This window comes from Altererythrobacter chaiwopuensis (assembly GCF_054957755.1).
Genome location: NZ_JBTXJG010000002.1, coordinates 298063 through 311160, shown reverse-complemented (window position 1 = coordinate 311160; position 13098 = coordinate 298063). Strand labels below are relative to the sequence as shown.

At 61.7% G+C, this 13098-nt stretch carries 12 protein-coding genes, 1 tRNA gene and 1 pseudogene; 4 read left to right on the top strand and 10 right to left on the bottom strand.

The annotated features are described in order from the left end of the window. Window positions 1-76 precede the first annotated feature (76 nt). The 4 genes from ACX2DJ_RS12065 to ACX2DJ_RS12050 all read right to left on the bottom strand — a co-directional run bounded on the left by ACX2DJ_RS12065 (window position 77) and on the right by ACX2DJ_RS12050 (window position 4625). On the bottom strand, window positions 77-2302 hold the full coding sequence (locus ACX2DJ_RS12065; RefSeq protein ID WP_462572913.1) for a S9 family peptidase: 2226 nt from the start codon (window positions 2300-2302) through the stop codon (window positions 77-79). A 180-nt stretch (window positions 2303-2482) separates the two neighbouring features. Further along, complete coding sequence (rplS, locus tag ACX2DJ_RS12060; protein WP_462572912.1) at window positions 2483-2851, bottom strand: 50S ribosomal protein L19; 369 nt, start codon at window positions 2849-2851, stop codon at window positions 2483-2485. Beyond that, entirely contained in the window at window positions 2848-3708 is an 861-nt protein-coding gene (gene trmD, locus ACX2DJ_RS12055) for a tRNA (guanosine(37)-N1)-methyltransferase TrmD (RefSeq protein WP_462572911.1), read from the bottom strand. Before trmD ends, rplS begins: the two co-directional genes overlap by 4 nt. Continuing rightward, on the bottom strand, window positions 3705-4625 hold the full coding sequence (locus tag ACX2DJ_RS12050; protein ID WP_462572909.1) for a LysR substrate-binding domain-containing protein: 921 nt from the start codon (window positions 4623-4625) through the stop codon (window positions 3705-3707). Before ACX2DJ_RS12050 ends, trmD begins: the two co-directional genes overlap by 4 nt. Window positions 4626-4729: 104 nt before the next feature. Between ACX2DJ_RS12050 and ACX2DJ_RS12045 the strand changes: the two genes are divergently transcribed. Then, on the top strand, window positions 4730-5017 hold the full coding sequence (locus ACX2DJ_RS12045; RefSeq protein WP_462572908.1) for a hypothetical protein: 288 nt from the start codon (window positions 4730-4732) through the stop codon (window positions 5015-5017). A 95-nt stretch (window positions 5018-5112) separates the two neighbouring features. On the opposite strand, the gene rimM is transcribed toward ACX2DJ_RS12045, so the two are convergent. The 5 genes and pseudogenes from rimM to ACX2DJ_RS12020 form a co-directional block, all read right to left on the bottom strand. Then, entirely contained in the window at window positions 5113-5616 is a 504-nt protein-coding gene (gene rimM / locus ACX2DJ_RS12040) for a ribosome maturation factor RimM (protein WP_462572907.1), read from the bottom strand. Window positions 5617-5765: 149 nt separating this feature from the next. After that, window positions 5766-6230: pseudogene (rpsP, locus tag ACX2DJ_RS12035) on the bottom strand (30S ribosomal protein S16); the annotation flags it as partial. A gap of 33 nt (window positions 6231-6263) precedes the next feature. Beyond that, entirely contained in the window at window positions 6264-7754 is a 1491-nt protein-coding gene (ffh, locus tag ACX2DJ_RS12030; protein WP_462572906.1) for a signal recognition particle protein, read from the bottom strand. A 171-nt stretch (window positions 7755-7925) separates the two neighbouring features. Further along, window positions 7926-8001, bottom strand: a tRNA-Ala gene (locus ACX2DJ_RS12025). Window positions 8002-8080: 79 nt separating this feature from the next. Then, window positions 8081-8419 (bottom strand): TIGR02300 family protein, encoded by a 339-nt coding sequence (locus ACX2DJ_RS12020; RefSeq protein WP_462572904.1) that lies wholly within the window; start codon window positions 8417-8419, stop codon window positions 8081-8083. A gap of 197 nt (window positions 8420-8616) precedes the next feature. On the opposite strand from ACX2DJ_RS12020, the gene aroA reads away from it, so the two are divergent. The 3 genes from aroA to rpsA all read left to right on the top strand — a co-directional run bounded on the left by aroA (window position 8617) and on the right by rpsA (window position 12595). After that, a complete protein-coding gene (gene aroA / locus ACX2DJ_RS12015; protein ID WP_462573087.1) occupies window positions 8617-9915 on the top strand; it encodes a 3-phosphoshikimate 1-carboxyvinyltransferase in 1299 nt (432 codons plus the stop codon). Beyond that, a complete protein-coding gene (locus ACX2DJ_RS12010) occupies window positions 9912-10541 on the top strand; it encodes a (d)CMP kinase (protein WP_462572902.1) in 630 nt (209 codons plus the stop codon). Before aroA ends, ACX2DJ_RS12010 begins: the two co-directional genes overlap by 4 nt. 347 nt (window positions 10542-10888) lie before the next feature. Beyond that, window positions 10889-12595: a 30S ribosomal protein S1 gene (gene rpsA / locus ACX2DJ_RS12005; RefSeq protein ID WP_462572901.1), complete on the top strand. Its 1707-nt coding sequence runs from the start codon at window positions 10889-10891 to the stop codon at window positions 12593-12595. 64 nt (window positions 12596-12659) lie between these two features. On the opposite strand, the gene ACX2DJ_RS12000 is transcribed toward rpsA, so the two are convergent. Then, a complete protein-coding gene (locus ACX2DJ_RS12000) occupies window positions 12660-13067 on the bottom strand; it encodes a hypothetical protein (RefSeq protein WP_462572899.1) in 408 nt (135 codons plus the stop codon). Window positions 13068-13098: the final 31 nt, after the last annotated feature.

Below are 13098 nucleotides of genomic sequence, written 5' to 3'. Positions count from 1 at the left end.
CATTAAAGGCAAGACGCGAGGCCATAGCGTCTGTGCGCTGCACTGCAAAATAATTCGGCTTGGGGCGGCTAAACCGTCACTCCGGCGCAGTGACCCCGTGCCGCTCAAGGAAATTGAAGATGGTGTTCCACAGATGCGGCGAAATCTGCTCGCCCGCCACGCGGTGCGTCTGGCCGGGATAGAGCATCATCTCGAACTTCGTGTTGCTGCCTTGCAGCTTGGCGATCAATTCGGATGAATGCTCGAATACGACGTTGTCATCCGCCATGCCGTGGATCAGCAGCAGCGGGTCGGCAATCTTCGCGGCATTCTCCGTTGCATTGGCCGCGCGATAGGCCTCGGGCAGCTTGTTCGGGTCACCCATATAGCGCTCGGTATAATGGGTGTCATAAAGCTCCCACCTGGTCACCGGCGCCCCGGCAATCCCGGCGGCATAGAGGCCGGGGTCGGCCTGTAACTGCTTGAGCGTCATGTAACCGCCATAGGACCAGCCATAGAGCGCGATCTTGGCCGGATCGACGAAATCGAGCGTCTTGAGGAACTCCGCCCCCGCTTTCTGGTCGGCGACCTCGACCCCGCCCATTGCTTGATAAAGCGGTTGTTCGAATTCGACGCCGCGATTCGCACTTCCCCGATTATCGAGCACGAACCAGATATAGCCCCGGTCCACTACGGCCTGCGCCAGCGCGCCTTCCCAGGCGCGATCGACCATTTGCGGCCCTGGCCCGCCATAATGATAGAACAGCACCGGATATTGCTTGCCCGGTTCCATATCAGGCTTGAGCATCATCCAGTGCAGCGGCGTTCCGTCATCTGCGGCGACCGTGCCGAATTCGGGCGCGACATGGCTGGCGAGATAGGGCGCATAGGGATGGCTGGCATCAAGCGCATTTTCTTCGACCCAGGCGATGCGTTTTCCTGCCGTATCGGCAAGATAGGTCTGCGAAGGCTGGGTGGGCGATGAGCGCGTCACCAGCAGGGACTGCGCCTTGTCGTCCATCACTGCGGCATGGACATAGCCTGGCTCGGTCAACCGGTCCCACTTGCCGGGCGTATCGAGATCGAGCGCGTAGACATGCCGTTCGAGCACGCCATCGGCATTGCCTTCAAAATAGAGGCGGCCCTGCTTCTGGTCGACGCCCGCAAGCCGGGTGACAACCCATTCGCCGCTGGTCAGCTGGGTCCACTGGCCATTCCTGAAATGATAGAGATGCCCGAAACCGTCGCGCTCGCTCCACCAGATCAACGATCCGTCATCCATGAAGCGGTAGTCATTGCCCAGATTGATCCAGTAATTCGCGCGCGCAGCATGCTCGGTGAACCAGGTTTCGCTTGCGCCGGTGGCCGGATCAACCTTCAGCATGTCCAGCACGGTCTGCTCACGGTTCTGGCGCTGAACATAGATCGCGCTGCCATCGGGTGACCAGTCGACGCGCGCAACATAGATGTCGGCTTCCTCGCCCAGATCGATCCTGACCCGGTTCTGGCCATCAGGGTCCATCACATAGAGTTCGACGATCGCATTGTCTGTGCCCGCGGCGGGATAGCGCTGGTCAAACACTTTGGTGCCGGTCGCGCCGATCGCCGCGCGGGTGACCACTCCAACCGGGCTTTCATCGGTGCGCTGAACCACCAGGCGGCTTTCATCGGGTGCCCACCAGAAACCGGTGTGGCGGTCCATTTCTTCCTGCGCGACGAATTCCGCCTCGCCCCAGCGGATCGTATCGGCTTCCCTGGGCGTAACCGGCCTGGCCTCTTCCCCTGCCTTGCCGACCCACAGTTGGCGATCGCGCACGAATGAGACAAACGCCGATTTGGGGCTGAGCGCGGGATTGAGTTCGCTTTCCTCTGTATCGGTCAGGCGCGTCACGCTGCCATCGAGCCCGGCAAGGTAAAGATCGCCATCGAGCGGGACGAGCACCGATGTACCGTCGCTCGCCCATTGATAGCTGATGATGCCCTTGAGATTGCCGACACGCAGCCGTTCGCGCTGCATCTTCTCGTCTTCGGAAAGCTCGCGGCCCGAACCGAGCTTTTCACTGTCGACCAGCATGGTCCATTCGCCGCTTTCGCGGTCATAACCCCACAAATCGTAGCGTTCGCGGTCCGTTTCGCGGTTGCGCAGCAAGGTCAGCCAGCGCCCGTCTGGCGAAAGCTTGGGCTGGCGCGGGCTCGGCCCGTCAAGCGAAGGCGATGCGAAGACGCGCTCGAAGGTGAGGCTGGGGGCTTCAGCGGTCATTGGCTCCTCCGCAAAGGCAGGAGCGGCGGCAAGCAGAGCGGCTGCAAAAAGTAAGGAGCGCATTCCAATTCAGACCTCGTCATTGCGAGCAGAGCGAAGCAATCCATGGACGAGCGATGGATTGCCGCGCAAGCTTTCGGTTGCTCGCAATGACGAAAATCGGAAGTGATTGCAAAGCCCAAACGAAAAAGGGCGACCCCGCAGGGCCGCCCTTTGAATGCTTCGCGTTGTTTACGCCGCGGCCTATGCCTTGGGCGCGTTGTCGCGGCGTTCGGCGATGCGCGCACGCTTGCCGGTGCGGCCACGCAGATAGTAAAGCTTGGCCCGGCGCACCACGCCGCGGCGAACCACGGTGATGCTGTCGACGATCGGCGCGTAGAGCGGGAACACACGCTCCACACCTTCGCCGAAGCTCATCTTGCGCACGGTGAAATTGCTGTTGATGGAGCGGTTCGAACGGGCGATCACCACACCTTCGAAATTCTGAATACGTTCGCGATTGCCTTCCTTGACCTTCACGCCCACGCGAACGGTGTCGCCGGCACGAAATTCAGGAATATCCTTGCCAGCTTTGGCAATTTCTTCCGCTTCGATCTGCTGGATCAGATTCACTGGTCCATTTCCTTCTTTTTCGACTGCGCACCAGAGGCAGAGCGGACCGGATCGCCACTGTAGCGTTCCCATAAGTCCGGCCTGCGTAGCCGTGTTGTCTCTTCCGCCTGGGCTTTGCGCCAGGCAGCGACTTTCGCATGATCCCCCGATCGCAGCACTTCAGGGATCGTGCGCCCTTCCCACTCTTGAGGTCGGGTGTATTGCGGATATTCGAGCAATCCGTCTTCGAAGGATTCCTCGTGCCCGCTTGAAGGCGCGCCCATTACGCCGGGGAGCAGGCGAATGCAAGCGTCAAGTATGGCCAGCGCGGCGGGCTCCCCGCCCGAGAGAACGATGTCTGCAAGGCTGACCTGCTCGATCTCGGGGCGCGCCTCGAACAGCCTTTCATCGAAGCCTTCGAACCGCCCGCAGATGATGATGACGCCTGGTCCGGCGGCAAGTTCGCGGATGCGCGCCTGGGTGATCGGCTTGCCGCGCGGGGTCATGGCGAGGATGGGGCGAATATCCTCCCCCAGCGAGGAAGGGGGACCATCCAAGGCCTCGGCCGCCGGATGGTGAAGGGGCATGGGCGTATTTGCGGGAGGTGCCCCTCCACCGTCTTCGACGGTCCCCCTCCCCGTTTCGGGGAGGATTGAGTCAAGCGCCCTCGCCAGCACATCTGCTTTCAGCACCATGCCCGCCCCGCCGCCGGCTGGCGTGTCATCGACGGTGCGATGCTTGTCAGTGGCGAAATCGCGGATCTGGACAGTTTCGCACGACCAGTCCCCCCGCTCCAATGCCTTGCCCGCCAGCGAAACGCCCAGCGGCCCCGGAAACATCTCTGGGTAAAGCGTGAGGATGGTGGCGGCAAAACTCATTCGGGAACTTCCCATATTGTTGCGCGCGAATGCTTGCGCTCTTCCAACAGTTCGTCGTGCAGCCATTCGCGGAAACGCTCGACCTTGCGCACACCGACCCTGCCCGCCGGATTTACGAGATAATGCGAACTGAGCGGCACGTAGAGCGATTCGAACGGCTGGACCAGCCGACCTGAATCGATGTCCGCGCGCCAGAAGATCGGCGTGAGCAAGGCAATGCCATAACCTCCAAGAATCGCGCTCGCTTCCTGCATCTGGCTATCCATGACCACGCCCGGGCGCGGCGGCGGCGGTGGAGTGTCCAGCCCAGCAGCGGCAAACCAGTTGTTCCACACGGAATCGTTGGGCGAAAGCCTTTCAACCCGCAAGATATCTTCCGGTTTCGAGATTGCATTGCGTTCGATAAATTCGGCGGTGCAGACCGGCGAAAAGTGCTGTCGAAACAGGAAATCTGCGCGCAGCCCGCTCCATTGTCCGCGACCGGCCCGCAATGCCACATCGACGCTGCTGCCGGCAAAGTCGATAAGTTCGTTCGACAGCGAAAGCCGCACGGCAATGTCCGGATAGCGCAGTTGGAAGCGACCGATCCGCGCTGAAAGCCACGCCCCGCCGATCGACATGGAAGCATTCACCGACAGGATTTCCGCGTCATCTTCGCGCAGCGTTTCAAATGCATCGGCAATTCCGGCAAAGCCGCCGCTGACCGCCGGAAGCAACCGCTGGCCCGCCTCGGACAGCCTGACGCGGCCCTTTTCACGCACAAACAGTGGCTTGCCGACCCGGTCTTCCAATTGGCGGATTTGATAGCTTATGGCCGCCTGTGTCAGCCCCAGTTCCTCCGCCGCTCGCGAAAAATTCTCATGGCGGCCCGCCGCCTCGAAGGCGCGGACAGCGGTAAGAGGAGGGAGCCGATTCATTCCATTACCTATAAATTCAACTTATAGCTATTGCCAGCGCTTTTGTTGGCTCAATGCGTACGAATGAGGCATTTGGCATCAATCACGAGTCAAGGAGAATACCAATGTTGGAAGCCCAGATTATCCGGAGGGACAGCGATCTGTTCGCCGGTCGTCCAATCGAGAACGAGAAAAACCTGATCGAACAGCTCAAGCCCTATCTGTCATCCATTGAAGTCAAGTTGCTCGGCTTCGATCCGGCGAACGACGAAGGCCAGAGGCATAGCTATTTGCCTTCGTTCCTCGCCGGACTTGGCGCAACTGCCTCGACCACACTGCTCTTCAGCGTGGCCTGGTTGCTGGCAACGCTCGGCCTACCCGATGCCGTGACCGTTGCTCCCCGGCTCGTATGACCCCCACATGCGAGCCGATACCGTCGGGCCGAGGCTGACAGGCGCCCCCAGCCCCGAAAAGTCAGCCTCGGCCCTTCAAGCGCTGCCCACGGACTTCACTGATCCACAAAGTCGCCGGAGATTACCAGCCACTCGGCATCCCACCTGGGAACCGCCTGCGGCGTCATCGGCACCATAAAGGTCTTCTGGCCCTTTTCGGGAGCAGGGTCTTTCTCGATCTCGATGATATCGGTGGCGCCGAAATTATGCACGGCGATTGTGCGGCCAATGCCCTCGCCGCTATCTGTCACGACCGCAAGCCCGATCAGATCGGCGTGATAGTATTCGCCTTCTTGCAGCGACGGCAGTTTTTCACGCGATACGCTGAGCGACGTGCCGCGCAGTTTTTCAGCCGCATCGCGGCCTGAAACCTCGGCGAAGCGCGCAATCGCCCCGCCCTTGTTGTCGCTGCGGATTTTCGTGAGGGTCAGCGACCCCTCATTGAAGCTCTTGTGGGCGATAAGCGCATCGACGCCCTCGCCCAGCAGCTTCAGGCGAACTTCGCCCGCCACGCCATGCGCACCGGTGATGGCGGCAAGGGTGACGGGCTTGTTCGACATGGGAAGGCTTACTCGGCCTTTTCTTCAGCAGCGTCCTCAGCGGGAGCTTCCTCGGCAGGAGCCTCTTCAGCCGGAGCTTCTTCGGCTGTAGCCTCCTCGGCGGGAGCCTCTTCGGCAGGTGTCTCTTCAGCAGGTGCCTCTTCAGCCGGAGCCTCTTCAGCGGCTGCTTCTTCAGCCGGAGCTTCCTCGGCGGCTGCTTCCTCGACAACTGCCTCTTCTTCGGCCGGAGCTTCTTCAGCAGATGCTTCTTCAGCAGCCTTGGCGGCTTCTTCGGCTTCAGCCAGCTTGGCTGCTTTTTCTTCGGCGCGTTCCCTGGCTGCTTCGCCCGGCTCACCCTTCTTCGGGTTGCTCTTTGGAGCACGCTCAAGGATGCCGGCTGCATCAAGGAAGCGGTGCACGCGGTCAGAAGGCTTGGCACCAACCGACAGCCAGTGACGCGCACGATCTTCGTCAAGCTTCACGCGCTCACCCGAATCCTTCGGCAGCATCGGGTTGTAGACGCCGATCTGCTCAAGATACTTGCCGTCACGCGCGCTGCGCGAGTCCGACACCACGATGCGGTAATAAGGACGCTTCTTCGCGCCACCGCGCGACAAACGGATTGCAACTGCCATAATAGATTACCTTTCCAGTCTAAATTCTTGAAATTACTTCTTGTTCAATAAATCACGAAGATCGGGCGGCAGGGTGTCGGGATCGACCGACGGCCCCTTGGGCCCGCCCAGTCCGGGCATATTGCCACCCATTCCAGCACCCATTCCGGGCCCGCCCAGGCCAGGCATGGCGCCGCCCAGGCCGCCTTTTCCGAACAGTGCGCCGAGCCCCTTGAGCCCGCCCATCTTCTTGATCTGCTTCATCGCGCGGCCCATCTCCTGATGCATCTTCAGCACCTTGTTGACCGCCTGCACATCGGTGCCGCTACCCGCCGCCACGCGTTTCTTGCGCTTGGCATTCATCAGTTCGGGCCGCGCGCGTTCCTTGGCCGTCATCGAGCCGATGATCGCATCCATGTGAACCAGCACCTTGTCATCCATATTGCTCGCCGCGAGCGCCGCCTTGGCCTTCTTCATGCCCGGCATCATGCCTGCCAGCATGCCCAGCCCGCCCATGCTCTGCATCTGCTGCAGCTGCATGCGCAGATCGTTGAGGTCGAACTGGCCCTTGGCCATGCGCTTGGCCAGCGCTTCGGCGTCCGCTTCCTTGATCGTCGCCGCGGCCTTTTCGACCAGGCTGACGACATCGCCCATGCCCAGGATCCGGTCGGCCACGCGCGAGGGATGGAAGGCCTCGATCGCGTCGAGCTTCTCACCGGTACCCGCAAACTTGATCGGCTTGCCGGTGACATGGCGCATGGAAAGCGCCGCACCGCCGCGCGCATCGCCGTCCATCCGGGTCAGGATCACGCCCGTCAGCGGCACTTCGCCGCTAAAGCTCTGGGCCACGTTGACGGCATCCTGCCCGGTCAGGCTGTCAACCACCAGCAGCACTTCGTGCGGGGTTGAAACGCCTGCGACGGCCTTCATTTCGGCCATCAGCGCTTCATCGACATGCAAGCGCCCTGCGGTATCGAGCAGCAACACATCGGCATTCTGCAGCCGCGCAGCTTCCATCGCGCGCCGCGCGATATCGACCGGCTGCTGGCCCGCCACGATTGGCAAGGTGGCGACATCGACCTGCGTGCCCAGCACCGCCAGCTGCTCCTGCGCTGCAGGGCGGTTGACGTCGAGCGAGGCCATCAGCGCCTTCTTGCCGTGCTTCTCGCGGATCAGCTTGCCCAGCTTGGCGGTGGTGGTGGTCTTGCCTGAACCTTGCAGGCCGACCATCATGATCATCACCGGCGGTTTGGCATCGAGATCGAGGCCGGGAGTATCCGCCCCGCCCAGCATCTCGACCAGCTCGTCATGGACGATCTTGACGACCTGCTGCCCCGGCGTGATCGAGCGCAGCACGTCCTGGCCCACGGCCTTTTCGGTTACCGCATCGATAAAGCGGCGGGCGACCGGCAGCGCGACATCGGCTTCGAGCAGGGCGATGCGGACTTCGCGCATGGCATCGCGCACGTCCTGCTCTTTCAGCGCGCCGCGGCCCTTGAGCTTGTCGAACACCCCGCCAAGGCGATCGGACAGATTGTCAAACATCGACTTCTTCTCCTCGCCCGCCGGACATGGCAGGTGTTCCTTTCCGGTCGTTTCCCGAACTGAAAAAGTGAAACGCCACTTTTTCCGGGGGACTCCCGTAAACGCGAAAAACGCCGGCGGACGAATACTCGTCGGCCAGCGTGCGGTCGTTAAACCGACTTTTACAGTGACTGGTGGAGCCTAGCGGGATCGAACCGCTGACCTCTACAATGCCATTGTAGCGCTCTCCCAGCTGAGCTAAGGCCCCGCGCCAGTCATTCATGCAAGCCCTAAGGCCTGCGGGAAGCGCCCTTTATAAAGCGCGCCTCCCCTTTGCAACAGCTAAATCAGCTTTCATCATCCTCGTCGTCGCCCTTGCCCTTGCTCACGCCAAGGTCGTCATCGCCGCCAAGGTCGACGTCATTGTCAGGCGAATCGTCATCTTCGTCGATATCGCCCAGCTCTTCCAGATCGTCATCGCCACCAAGATCGCTGTCAGCCTCGGCTTCCTTTTTCTTCTTCTCGTCCTCTTCGAACGGAATCGGCTGCTTGGGCTTGAGCACGGGCTCTGGATCCCATTCCTCGCCGCATTCGATGCAAGTCACCGGATTGTCATTACCCAGATCGTAGAAGCGTTCCCCGCATTTGGGGCAGGAACGCTTGGTGCCCCATTCTGGCTTGGCCATATCTTTCGTATTCCCTTGGTCCGGCCCGGTTTCGTGCTTGGCGGGCCGCGCAAAAATTTCTCTTTCTTGATGGGTAGCGATTCACTCCGAATCAAGAGCGCGGCGCGCCTTGCCATAGGGGCATGGCGCTGTCAAAAGCCGCGCTCGCAACTGCAACCCCGTTTTCAGCCGAGATTCCCTTGCCTGCTCACCGCTTCATGCCCCTTGGCCCGTTCAATGGCCGCCTGCGCGTTCCCGGCGACAAGTCGATCAGCCACCGTTCAATCATGTTCGGTGCGCTAGCGGTGGGGGAAACGCGCGTTACCGGCCTGCTTGAAGGCGAAGACGTGATGGCCACTGCCCAGGCAATGCGCAAGATGGGCGCCACGATCGAGCAACGGGGCGATGAATGGTGCATCCACGGCGTGGGCGTAGGCGGGCTGCTAGAGCCTGAAAGCGACCTCGATATGGGCAACAGCGGCACCAGCACTCGCCTGCTGATGGGCCTCATCGCAAGCCATGCCATCAGCGCCCGCCTGGTCGGCGATGCCAGCCTTTCGAAACGTCCGATGGGCCGCGTGATCGAACCGCTCAGCCGGATGGGAGCGAGCTTCCATGCGGCGGAGGGCGGCACCCTGCCGCTGACCATACGCGGCGCGCAGCCAGCGGTGCCGATCAGCTATCGCCTGCCTGTGGCATCGGCGCAGGTGAAAAGCGCCGTGCTGCTTGCCGGGCTCAACACGCCGGGCATAACCACGGTAATCGAACCTGTGCCAACCCGCGACCATTCGGAGCGCATGCTCAAAGGCTTCGATGCGGAACTCGAGGTAGAGCAGGTCGGCGGGGAGCGAATCATCCGCATCCGCGGCGAGGCGGAACTGAAGCCGCAGCGGGTGGAGGTGCCCGGCGATCCCTCTTCCGCCGCTTTTTTCATCGTTGCCGCACTGATTACCGAAGGCAGCGACCTGGTGATCGAGAACGTCGGCCTCAATCCCACCCGCGCGGGCCTGATCGAAGTGCTGCGCCAGATGGGCGGCAGTATCGACGAACTGAACCGCCGCGAAGTGGGCGGCGAGCCGGTGGCGGACTTGCGCGTGCGCCATTCCATCCTCACCGGGATCGAAGTCGATCCGGCAGTCGCACCCAGCATGATCGACGAATTTCCGGTGCTGTTCGTGGCCGCCGCGCTGGCGCAGGGGACAACGCGAACCAGCGGACTCGATGAATTGCGGGTCAAGGAAAGCGACCGGCTGGCCGCGATGGCAGCCGCGCTGACGCTGGCAGGTGCGCGGGTCGAGGAAACTGACGATGGACTGGTGATCCACGGCACCGGCGGTGATCCGCTGACCGGCACGCCCAAAGGCGCCGCCATTGCCACCCATCTCGACCACCGTATCGCGATGAGCATGGCGATTGCCGGGCTTGCCAGCCGTGAAGGAGTAGAGGTTGACGACACCTCGCCCATCGCCACCAGCTTTCCGGGTTTCATAAGCCTGCTTGAGGACGCCGCAGCATGATCATCGCCGTTGACGGCCCCACCGCATCGGGCAAGGGCACCATTGCCAAGGCGTTGGCCGCGCATTTCGGCCTGCCGCATCTCGACACCGGCCTGCTCTATCGCGCAGTCGGGCGGCAGGTGGCGCTTGATGGCGGCAATCCTGACGATCCCGCCGATGCCTTGGCCGGTTGCGAATTCGCCAGCGAGCTACTTGCTGACCCAGCCTTGCGCAGCGAGGAAACGGGCGGATTCGCCAGCCGCGTCTCGATCCATCCGGCGGTGCGCCAGGCGCTGTTCGAGCGCCAGCGCGCCTTTGCCACGCAGCCAGGCGGCGCGGTGCTGGATGGGCGCGATATCGGCACGGTGATCGCGCCAGATGCCGACGTAAAGCTGTTCATTACCGCCAGCGTTCATGAACGCGCGCGGCGGCGCTGGATGGAAATGCAGGATCGCGAACTTGAGATACCGCTGGTGGAAATCGAACGCGACATCGTGATGCGCGACGAGCGCGACATCAGCCGCAAGGATGCACCCCTTCGCGCAGCGCCTGACGCGCTGGTGATCGACACCACCAGCCTTGGCCGGGAACAGGCGATCGAGGCAGCGATAGCGGCAGTGCAGGAGGCGCTTGGCCCAGCCTCATAGTTTTACAAATCCATGTCCTACATCGGCCCCCCGTGGCATGGTCATGGCATGTTGCTCCGTTCCGCCATGGCCCCGCCGGGATTCGATCTTCAGGACTGTGTTCCATGTGTTCCATCCTGCGGGATTTGACGCTCGCCATCCGGGGGCTTTGCGCTTGCCTTTTGCGGCCATTTCCACTAGGCGCCCGACCGTTCATGCAATCCCCGGATTGAAGAACTCCTGCGGCGGCATTCGGCCCTGCGGGAAATCGGCCCTTTGCCCCGTTTGCCCCGCAATGGTGCGGGAGACGGAGAAAGACCCCGGAAAAACCGGCGGCCGGTAGCAAAACGAACAGGAAACCCACATTGATGGCAACTTCAGCCAACCCAACGCGCGACGATTTCGAAGCGCTACTCAACGAACAACTTGGCGGTGCAGGCGACGAAGGCTTTGAAGGCCGCGTCGTCAAAGGCACCGTGACCGCCATCGAAAACGGCATGGCGATGATCGATGTCGGCCTCAAGAGCGAAGGCCGCGTCGCATTGAAAGAATTTGCCCGCGGCGAAGACGACCACGGCCTGACCGTCGGCAGCGAAGTCGAAGTGTTTGTCGACCGCGTCGAAAATTCCGACGGCGAAGCGATGCTCAGCCGCGACCGCGCCCGCCGCGAAGCCGCATGGGACAAGCTGGAAAGCGAATTTGGCGAAGGCAAGCGCGTCGAAGGGCGCATCTTTGGCCGCGTCAAGGGCGGCTTCACGGTCGATCTCGACGGTGCGGTTGCCTTCCTGCCAGGTTCGCAGGTCGATATCCGCCCGGTGCGCGATGTCACCCCGCTGATGGAAGTGCCGCAGCCGTTCCAGATCCTCAAGATGGATCGCCGCCGCGGCAATATCGTGGTTTCGCGCCGCGCAGTGCTGGAAGAAACCCGCGCCGAACAGCGCAGCGAACTGATCGACAAGCTGGCCGAGGGCCAGATCACCGAAGGTGTAGTGAAAAACATCACCGATTACGGTGCCTTTGTTGACCTGGGCGGGATCGACGGCCTGCTGCATGTCACCGACATGAGCTACAAGCGCGTCAACCACCCCAGCGAAGTGATCGAAATCGGCCAGAGCGTGACCGTGCAGATCATCCGCATCAACGAAGATACCCAGCGCATCAGCCTGGGCATGAAGCAGCTCGAAAGCGATCCGTGGGACGGTGTGGCGGCGAAATATCCGGTCGGCATGAAGCTGAGCGGCACTGTCACCAACATCACCGAATACGGCGCCTTCGTGGAACTGGAAGCGGGCATCGAGGGCCTGGTCCACGTTTCGGAAATGAGCTGGACCAAGAAGAACGTGCACCCAGGCAAGATCGTGTCGACCTCGCAGGAAGTCGAAGTGATGGTGCTGGAAGTGGACAGCGACAAGCGCCGCATCTCGCTCGGCCTCAAGCAGGCCCAGGGCAACCCATGGGAAGAATTCGCCGAGAAGCATCCGGTGGGCAGCGAAGTCGAAGGCGAAGTCAAGAACGCCACCGAATTCGGCCTGTTCATCGGCCTGGATGGCGATGTCGACGGCATGGTCCACATGTCGGATATCGCATGGGGCATCTCGGGCGAGGACGCGCTGGCGCTTCACCGCAAGGGTGAACAGGTCAAGGCGATCGTGCTTGACGTTGATGTCGAAAAGGAACGCATCAGCCTGGGCATGAAGCAGCTCGAAAAGGGCGCACCTTCGGCAGAGGGTTCGGGTTCAGGCGCACTGCGCAAGAACCAGACCGTGACCGTGACCGTACTCGAAGTGCGCGATGGCGGGCTGGAAGTGCAGGTTGGCGAGGATGGGGCGACCGGCTTCATCAAGCGTTCGGACCTTGGCCGCGACCGCGACGAACAGCGCCCCGACCGCTTCCAGGTCGGCCAGAAGCTCGACGCCATGGTGATCGGTTTCGATCGCTCGAAGAAGCCGAACTTCTCGGTCAAGGCGCGCCAGATCGCCGACGAGAAGGAAGCGGTTGCCCAGTTCGGTTCGTCCGACAGCGGCGCATCGCTGGGCGACATCCTGGGTGCAGCGCTCAAGGGCAAGGACAGCTAAGCAAAGCTGCCCGTCGATTGATAAGGAAGGGCCCGCCCGTTCGCACGAACAGGCGGGCCTTTTTTTAGCGAAGTGGTGCAGTCCCGCGTTTCCCTGCTGTCAGCAGCAAGCCGGCCAGGATTCCGCCCGCGGCGGCCATGACCATTACCGCTGCCTGTGCGGCAGGGCTCAAGGGAATGCCGTCACTATGGCTCATGGAGCCACCGTATAGCGGGCTCATAAAATGCGCGACAAGGAAACTGCCGATGACGATCAACCCGACCACGCAGCCTTCGCGCTCGCGACCGCGCAGCCACACCAGCCAGGCCATATAAAGCGCAAGGGTGGAGTGCGTTATCAGTTGCCAGACATCGTGCAGCCGCGCATGGCCGGGCCAATCCGGGTTGAACACATGAGTCGGACTGACTTCCAGTATCGGCGTGACGACAGCAAACGGCAGGATTGCCAGCGTAAACAGTAATTTTCGAATCATCTCGTCCTCCATTGATATTGACATTGTCAAT